The sequence below is a fragment of the Actinomadura sp. KC345 genome (genome assembly GCF_004348515.1).
Classification (GTDB): domain Bacteria; phylum Actinomycetota; class Actinomycetes; order Streptosporangiales; family Streptosporangiaceae; genus Spirillospora.
On the sequence record NZ_SMKH01000052.1, the window covers coordinates 24,666 to 33,865 of the forward strand.

The following is a 9,200-nucleotide window of genomic DNA, read 5'->3' on the forward strand; positions in this document are numbered from 1 at the left end:
CCCTCTCCGTGACCGAGGTCACAGACTTTTCGCCGATAGTACTATCACCGAATTCGATTTCAATGGGTTGACAGCTCCTGATTTCTGCGGGATGTACAGGTGACATGGTTAACTCGATGGCCGGTATGGCTATCGTTGGGCTGGACGTTCAGGGGGAGCGATGCCTGATGTGACACTGAGCCGGCGCGAGGCCAAGGACCTGACCCGGCGCCGGCTGCTGGGGTCCGCCCTGCGCATTCTCGACACCGAGGGCGAGGTGGGCCTGTCGACGGGGAACGTGTGCCGTAGCGCCGGCATCGCCCAGTCCACCTTCTACGTGCACTTCCGCAACATGCAGGACCTGCTCGAAGCGCTCGGCGAGGAGGCCGCCCGGCAGGCCGGCCCGGTGATCCGCGAGGCCCGGCAGCGCTCCAGCGACGCGCCGCGCAGCGCCGAACGGCTCCGGGACGCGTTCCGGGTCCCGCTCGAGAAGATGTGCGCCCACCCCGAGTTCTTCCGGCTCAACGTCCGGGCCCGTTTCGACCGCGCCACCCCGCTGGGCGAGGCCGCCCGCCGCCGCGCCGCGGCCACCCGCGCCGGCCTGGTCGAGGATCTCGTCGCGGCGGGCATCCCGGCGGACACGCCGGAGCGCGCGCTGCGGCTGGAGATGGTCGCCGACGGTGTCACGGCCCTGACCGAGGCGATGGCGATCGGCCACCTCGACGGCCGCTACCCCGACATCGAGGAGTGCGTGGACGTCCTCGTCGCGTTCTTCGCGGGCGTCCGCGCGCAGGTCCTCGGGGACCATGCCGCGTCCGTCGCGGAGTGAGTGATGTCCGGATTCCGGTTGATGTGGGGTATTCGCCCCTTCCATTAGGCGGTTTACATGACGTTCACAAACGGGCAACAGGTCAGAAATGCCTGATTGGCAGCGTGTGACGTGCCGAACCTCCTCGAAGGGACCCACGTGAGCTACAAGGCCGAGTACATCTGGATCGACGGAACCGAGCCGACCGCGCGGCTGCGGTCGAAGACGAGGATCCTGGCCGACGGCGCCGACCTGCCGGACTGGGGCTTCGACGGATCCAGTACGAACCAGGCGCCGGGTGACAACTCCGACTGCGTCCTCAAGCCGGTGTTCTCCTGCCCCGACCCCATCCGGGGCGGGGAGAACAAGCTGGTGCTGTGCGAGGTGTTCCTCGTGGACGGGACGCCGCACGAGACCAACACGCGGGCCAAGCTGCGTCCGGTCGCCGAGAAGTACGCGGCGCAGGAGTCGTGGTACGGCATCGAGCAGGAGTACACGTTCTTCAAGGACGGGCGGCCGCTGGGCTTCCCCGAGCGGGGCTACCCGGCCCCGCAGGGCTTCTACTACTGCGGCGTGGGCGCCGACGAGGTGTTCGGCCGCGAGATCGTCGAGGCCCACATGGACGCCTGCCTGGCCGCCGGGCTGAAGCTCTCGGGCATCAACGCCGAGGTCATGCCCGGGCAGTGGGAGTTCCAGATCGGGCCGGCGGGGACGCTGGAGGTCGGCGACCACATGTGGATCGCGCGGTGGCTGCTCTACCGCATCGCCGAGGACCACGACGTCTCCGCGACCCTCGACCCGAAGCCGGTCGAGGGCGACTGGAACGGCGCGGGGGCGCACACGAACTTCTCGACCAAGGCCATGCGCGAGGGGTACGACGCGATCATCACGGCGTGCGAGGCGCTCTCCGAGAAGGCGCAGGAGCACGTGGCCGGATACGGCGCCGACATCGAGCGGCGGCTGACCGGGATGCACGAGACGGCGCCGTGGAGCGAGTTCAGCTACGGCGTGTCGGACCGCGGCGCGTCGGTGCGGATCCCGTGGCAGGTCGAGGTCGACAAGCGGGGCTACATCGAGGACCGCCGGCCGAACGCCAACGTCGACCCGTACGTGGTGGCCCGGCTGATCACGGGCACCTGCTGCGCGGCGCTGGAGAAGGCCGGCCAGGTCTGACCGGCCAGATCTGACCGGCAAGGCCGTGATCCCCGGGGAGCCCGTCTCCCCGGGGATCGTCGCGTCCCGGGCGGGGGCGGTTATGCCGGGCAAGGCGGCCAAACATCGGCAAAATGGTGTGCTTGGGGGAGTTCCCACGTCCGGTGCCGGGTAGCACTGTCTACGTTCGCACCGGGGGAGGGAACATGCCCGATTCGCCATTCGGGCGGTACTCCGGCGGCCTGCCCGGCAGGCACGCCGGCCGCCCTGCGCCACGGCCCTGGGAACGGTCGTTCCGATGTCCCTCCACGGCGCGGCGGCGCCCGGCGGAGGCGCCGGCCCGGCGGTACGAGGACTTCGTCGCGCTGCACGAGGAGATCTCCGCCCGCTCCGCGCCGCCGCTGCGCCAGCTCTGGTGGACCGGGGCCGCCGCCGCGTTCGCCGGGGCGGTCCTGTCGTTCGCCGCGGTCATCGGGCTGCGCACGATGTTCGGCGTGCAGGTCCCGGTCTTCGCGGGCGAGCACACCGCCGCGGAGCCGGCCGCGGCCAGCTACGCGCTGTGCGCGGCCGCGGCGGTGATCCAGGCGACCGCGCTGATGCACCTGCTGCTGGCGACGGCGGCCCGTCCGGTCCGGTCGTTCGCGTGGATCGGCGGGATCGCGGTCGCGCTGCTGACGATCCTGCCGCTGACGCTGAAGGGCCCGTTCGACGCGGCGCTCGCGACGGCCGGCATCAACCTGGCCGGCGGGACGTCCGTGGTGGTGGTGCTGTCGGCCGTGGTGGCCGGGTCGCGGCCGTTCCCCGGGGACGGCCCGTTCCGGCGCGGCGGGCGCGGCCGGCGATGACGTCCCGGACCGGCCGGACGGGGTGACCGCCGGACCGGCCGCAGCGGCGGCCCCGGAAAGCGTTCGAGTGTCAATCCGAATTAACGCAGGATTCACAGGCGGACGTTATCGGGTGGGCTCTGACCAGTGTATTAATGCCTAGATGGGCCGTGGTGTGGAGAACGGCCGCCTTTGGTCAATGCGCACCCTGGGGTGTTCGTCGAATGCGGATGGATAATGACGCGATGATCCTCTCCCCGCGAGGCCTGCGAGCCGCCACGGCCAATCTCCTCCAGCTGGTCCAGCACGGGCATCTCGCCGATCTGCGCCCGATGCCGGCGAGAATGATCGACGACGGGCCGTACCGGTCGGTGTACCGCTACCGGCCGCCGGAGGGGGTGGTGCCGGCGGGGCCTCCGGTGCTGTTCGTCCCGCCGCTCGCGGCGCCCGCGCGCTGCTACGACCTGCGCCGCGGGTGCAGCCTCGCCGAGCACGTCGTCCGGGCTGGGCGGCGCAGCTACCTCCTCGACTACGGGCCGGTCCGGTACGGCGACCGCGGCCTGGGGCTGCCGGAGTGGATCGGGGACGTGCTGCCCGGCGCGATCCGGGCGGTCAGCCGGGACGCGGGCGGTCAGCCGGTCCAGCTCGTCGGCTGGTGCCTCGGCGGGCTGTTCTCCCTGCTCGCGGCCGCCGACGACCCGGACCTGCCGATCGCGTCCGTCGCCGTGATCGCCGCACCGGTCGACGCGGGCGCGGTACGGCTCGCGGCGCCGCTGCGGCCGCTGCTCGGCCTCACCCGCGGGGCCGAGGCGGACGTGCTCGGGCTGATGTTCGGCGGCGTCCCCCGCCCGCTGGTGAAACGGGCCTACCGGGTCGCCGGAACAGACAGATTCATGCTGCGGCCTTACAAGATACTGACCAACCTTGACAACGCCGATTTCCTGGCGCAGGCCGAGGCCGTCGATCATTTCACCGATTCGATGACCGCCTACCCGGGACGCACCGCGCGGCAGATTTACCGGGCCCTTTTGCGCGACAACTCGCTGATGCGCGGCGGCATCGAGATCGGCGACCGCCGGGTCGAGCTCGGCCGGGTCGCCGTGCCGGTGCTGGCCATCGCGGGACGCGGCGACGTCCTCGCACCGGTCCGGGCCGTCCTGCCCCTCATCCGGCTGCTGGCCGGCGCGCCGCAGGTGCGCTTCGAAATCGTCTCCGGCGGCCATCTGGGCGTGCTGACCGGACGCTCGGCCAAGGCGACGACGTGGCGGCATCTGGACCGCTGGCTCGACGAGGGCATCGTCAGGCACGGCATCCGCCCGCAGCGCACCACCGCCACCGTCTGAACCCGCGGCGGCCCGGACCCGCGCCGGGCGCCTCCGCGAGCACCCGCCGCGGGTCTCCGGCACGTCAAGGGACCGTCCAAAGTCCTTTGCGGCGCCGTCATCGGCGCGCACCCGGGTGTGTCGTCCCGGTAACGGAGGGGTCGCCGAACGTAGTGTTGCGCACCGTTGTTGCGAGCCGCGCCGGTCCGGGCCGACCGGGCCGGGCGGGACGTCGGAGGGCAGCGCATGGCGGCGGACACGGGCGAGTACGGGCAGGGGCCGGGGAGCCCTCTCCGAACGGAGATCATCGGGGTCACCCCGTTCGGCCGCCCCGCGCCCCACCTGGCCGTGGCGGTCGCGCGCGCGGGCGGGACCGGCGTGCTCGACCTCGGCGCGGACCGGGCGTCCGGGCTCGCGGCCCTCGCCGACATACGCCGCTGGTGGACGGGCCCGTTCGGCGTCCGGGTCCCGGCCGGGTGCCGCGTCAGGCCGGCGGAGATCCCCGCCGCCGCCGGCACCGTCCTGGTGGACGCGCCGGCGCTGCGGTCCGACGACGCGCTCGACGTCGCCGGGTTCGCGCGCGGGCGCCGCCTCCTGGTCGAGGTCGTGGGACCGGACGAGGCCGCGGCCGTCATCCCCGTCGCCCGCGGGTTCACCGGCGACGTGGGGCTCATCGCGCGGGGCACCGAGGCGGGCGGGCGTGTGGGCGACCTGACCACGTTCGTCCTGCTTCAGCGGTTGCTGGGCGACCCGTCGGTGGACGTCCCGGTGTACGCGGCGGGCGGCATCGGGCCGCACACGGCCGCGGCGGCGGTCGCGGGAGGCGCGGCCGGCGTCGTCCTGGACGTCCAGCTCGCCCTCGTCCGGGAGATGGACCTGCCCGCCGAGGTCGCGACAGCGCTGGCGGAGATGGACGGCGGCGAGACCGCGATCGTCGAGGGCCACCGCGTCCTCGCGCGGCCTGAGCCGGGCGAGGACGCGCGCACCGCCGCGGGCCCGCGGCAGCGCCCGTTGCCCGTGGGCCAGGACGGCCCGCTCGCCGTCACGCTCGCCGACCGCCACAAGACCGCCGGGGGAGTGGTCCAGGCGATCCGCGAGCAGATCGGCGCGCATCTGCGAGCCGCGGTCCGGACCGTGCCGCTGGCGCCGCAGGAGGACGCGTCCGGCCGCGCGTATCCGGTCGTGCAGGGGCCGATGACGCAGGTCAGCGACTGCTCGGCGTTCGCCGGCGCGGTCGCGCAGGAGGGCGGGCTGCCGTTCCTCGCGCTCGCCGCGATGGACGGCGACCGGGTCGAGTCGCTGCTGCGCGAGACCGCCGACCGGCTCGGCGGACGCCCCTGGGGCGTCGGCGTCATCGGGTCTGCGCCGCCCGGCGCCCGCGAGGCCCAGCTCGCCGCCGTCCGCGCGGCCGGGCCTCCGTACGCGCTCCTCGCCGGCGGGTCCCCGGCCGAGGCGGAGCCGCTGGAGGCCGCCGGGATCGGCACCTACCTGCACGTCCCGTCGCCCGGCCTGCTGGACCGGTTCCTGGACGAGGGCGCGCGGAAGTTCGTCTTCGAGGGCAGCGAGTGCGGCGGCCACATCGGGCCGCGCGCCGCCTTCCCGCTCTGGGAGGCGCAGGTCGAGCGGCTGCTGGAGTTCGGCGGCGACGCGGCCGGGCTGTCGGTGATGTTCGCGGGCGGGATCCACGACGAGCGGTCCGCCGCGATGGTCGCCGCGCTGGCGGGGCCGCTCGCGGAACGGGGCGCCGAGGTCCGCGTGCTGATGGGCACCGCCTACCTGTTCACCCCGGAGGCGGTCGCGACGGGCGCGATCCTGCCGGGCTACCAGCACACCGCGCTCACCGGAGACGGGACGGCCCTGCTGGAGTCGGCGCCCGGCCAGGCGACGCGCTGCGCCCGCACCCGGTACGTGGAGATCTTCGCGGAGACACGCCGGGAGCTGGAACAGGTCGGGATGTCCCGCGACGAGGTGCGGCGCCGGCTGGAGAAGCTGAACCTCGGCCGCCTCGGCGTCGCCGCGAAGGGCCTGCGCCGCGGCCATCCCGTCGGCGCGGCCCTGCAGCGGGCCGGCGGCATGTACATGATCGGCCAGGTCGTGGCGCTGCGCTCGGCCACGAGCGGGGTCGCCGACCTGCACGAGCGGGTCACGAGCGGCGCCACCGCGTTCCTCGCCGCCCGCGCCGCCGAGCTGGGCGTCGCCGGACCGCAGCCGGACCAGGCCCCGGCGGACGCCGCGTGCCCGGCCGACATCGCGATCATCGGCATGGGCTGCGTCTTCCCCGGCGCCCGCGACGCCGACGGCTACTGGGCGAACATCGTCGCCGGGGCGGACTCCATCACCGAGGTCACGCGCTGGGATCCGGAGATCCATCACGATCCGGCCGACGCGGGGAAGACGCCGTCCAAGTGGGGTGGCTTCGTCCCCGACATCCCGTTCGACCCCCACGCGTACGGCATCGCGCCGGAGGCTCTCGGCGGCGTCGAACCCGTCCAGCTCCTCTCGTTGGAGGTCGCGTCCCGCGCGCTCCACGACGCCGGGTACGCCGACCGGCCGTTCGACCGCTCCAGCACGTCGGTGTTCTTCGGTGCCTCGGGCGGCGGTGACCTCCGCACCGCCTACGGTGTGCGTGCGACGCTCCCGTCCTACTTCGGCGAGGTCCCGGCCGCGCTGGACGAGCGGCTCCCGCGTCCGGCCGAGGGCTCCCTCCCCGGCGTCCTGACGAGCGTGATCGCCGGACGGATCGCCGGGGCCCTCGGCCTCGGCGGCACCGGCTGCACGCTCGACGCGTCGGGCGCCGCGTCGCTGGCCGCGCTCGACGCCGCCTGCAAGGACCTCGCCGCGGGCGCCAGCGACATGGTTTTGTGCGGCGGCGCCGACCTGGGCACCGGCGTCCAGGACTACCTGCTGCTCTCCTCGGAGCTGTCCCCGTCCGGCCGCGCCGCCGCCTTCGACGCGTCCGCGGACGGCATCGTGCCCGGCGAGGGCATCGCGTGCGTCGTCCTCAAGCGCCTCGGGGACGCCGAACGCGACGGCGACCGGATCTACGCGGTGGTCAAGTCCGTCGCCGGGGCCGCCGACGGCCGGGCCGCCGACCTCACCACGCCCCGCGGCGCGGGACAGCGGCGCGCCCTGGACCGCGCCCACGAACGCGCGGGCGTGCCACCGGCCCGGATCGGCCTCATCGAGGCGAACGCTACCGGCGCCGAAGCCGGCGACCGGACGGAGCTCACCGCCCTGGCCTCGGTGTTCACCGACGATGCTCCCGCGGGAGGCGTCACCCTCGGCTCGGTCAAGGCGCAGATCGGGCACACTCGGTGCGCCGCGGGGCTCGCCGGTCTCATCAAGACCGCGTACGCGCTGCACACGGGCGTCCTCCCGGGGGCGCCGCACCTCGTCCGCCCCAGCTCCGCGTGGACGCCGGACGGCCCGTTCGTGTTCGGCGGCGCCGCGCGCCCGTGGGCGGTCCGTCCCGGAGACCGGTACGCGGGGGTGAGCGGCTCGGGCTACGGCGGCACGAACTTCCACGCCGTCCTGTCCGGCTACGGCGGCGCTCCCGAGCCCGTGTCGGGGCTCGCCGAGTGGCGGGCCGAGCTGTTCCTGATCCGCGCGGCGGACCGCCCCGCCGCCGAGGCCGCGATCGACCGGCTCCTGGAGCTGTCGGCGGGCGAACCCCGGCTCCGGGACCTCGCGCGGACCGCCGCGTCCCTCCAGGGGCCGCTCCAGACGGCATTCGTGGCCACGGACCTGGACGATCTCCGCCGCAAGCTCGCCGCCGCGAGGGAGTCCGGCGCGGCGCCGGGCGTCTTCGTCCCCTCGGGTGAACCGGGCCAGGTGGCGTTCCTCTTTCCCGGCCAGAGCGGCCGGCGGCCCGCCATGCTCGCCGACCTCTTCGTCGCCTTCCCCCGCCTCCAGCGCCTCCTCCGCCTGGCAGGCGGGCGGTACGCCCCGGCGATGTTCCCGCCCGCCGCGTTCACCCCCGACGAGACCGGGCGCCACCAGGCCGAGTCCACCCGAGTCGCCCTGCCCGCCCTCGGCATCGCCGGACTCGCCGTCCACCGCCTGCTCACCGCCCTCGGCGTCCACCCCGATCTCGCGGCGGGCCACGGCCACGGCGAGCTCGTGGCGCTCTGCGCGGCCGGCGTCCTCGACGACACCGCCATGGTCGAGCTCAGCGCCGCCCGCGCCGCGGCGGTCCTGGCCGCCGCCGGCGAACCGGGCGCGATGGTCACCGTGCACGCCTCCCTGCGCGAGGTCCGCGAGACGCTCTCCGGCGTCTCCGAGGTCGTCATCGCCAGCCACGACGCACCCCGCCAGGTGGTGATCTCCGGAACTCGCACGGGCCTCGGCCGCGCCCTGCCGGCCCTGTCCGCCGCGGGCCTGTCCGCCGAGCGCGTCCCCGTCCCGTGCGCGTTCCACGGCCCGCTCGCCGCCGCCGCGTCCGCCGACCTCCGTACCGACCTCCTCGGGCGCGACCTCCGCTCACCCGCCTTCCCGGTCTGGGCCGGTGCGACCGCCGCCCCGTACGACACCGACCCCGCCGAACTGGCCGCCACCCTCGCCGGGCAGACCGCCGCGCCCGTCCGCTTCGTCGAGCAGATCGAGGCCATGTACGACGCGGGCGCCCGGACCTTCGTCGAGGCGGGCCCCGGAGGCCTCCTCACCGGCCTCGTCGGCAAGATCCTCGGCGACCGCCCGCACACCGCCGTGAGCTGCGACGCCCCCGGCGAGAACGGACTCACCCGCCTCCTGCACGCCCTCGCCGAACTGGCCGCCGCCGGCGTCCCGGTGGACCCGCTGCCCCTCTTCGCCGGCCGCGACGCCCGCCCGCTGACCGTCCCCGAGCCGGCACCGGGCTGGCTTGTCAACGGCCACCTCGTCCGCGGCTCCGACGGCGCCTACCCGCCCAACGCGCTCCGTCCCGCCGAGCGCGTCCCGGCCATGGCCGACCGCGACTCCGAAGCCGTCCTCGCCTACCTCCGCAACGGCCGAGAACTGATCGCCGCCCAGCGCGAGGTGATCCTCCGCCACCTGACCGCGACACCCCCGGACGCGATTCCCGCACCCCGGAAGGGCGACCCGCCAGACCTCGTCCACGCCATGCTCACGCCCCTGCCC

At 74.6% G+C, this 9,200-nt stretch carries 5 protein-coding genes; all 5 read left to right on the top strand.

The genetic code is table 11. The annotated features are described in order from the left end of the window. Positions 1–160 precede the first annotated feature (160 nt). A complete protein-coding gene (locus tag E1281_RS11755; protein WP_131877329.1) occupies positions 161–808 on the top strand; it encodes a TetR/AcrR family transcriptional regulator in 648 nt (215 codons plus the stop codon). Positions 809–946: 138 nt separating this feature from the next. Next, a complete protein-coding gene (gene glnII, locus E1281_RS11760) occupies positions 947–1,960 on the top strand; it encodes a glutamine synthetase (protein WP_131877330.1) in 1,014 nt (337 codons plus the stop codon). Between the two features lie 185 nt (positions 1,961–2,145). Then, positions 2,146–2,784: a hypothetical protein gene (locus tag E1281_RS11765; RefSeq protein ID WP_131877331.1), complete on the top strand. Its 639-nt coding sequence runs from the start codon at positions 2,146–2,148 to the stop codon at positions 2,782–2,784. A 224-nt stretch (positions 2,785–3,008) separates the two neighbouring features. Continuing rightward, entirely contained in the window at positions 3,009–4,106 is a 1,098-nt protein-coding gene (locus E1281_RS11770; protein ID WP_131877332.1) for an alpha/beta hydrolase, read from the top strand. A 225-nt stretch (positions 4,107–4,331) separates the two neighbouring features. Beyond that, a partial coding sequence (locus tag E1281_RS11775; protein ID WP_131877333.1) for a type I polyketide synthase occupies positions 4,332–9,200 on the top strand: 4,869 nt, incomplete at its 3' end.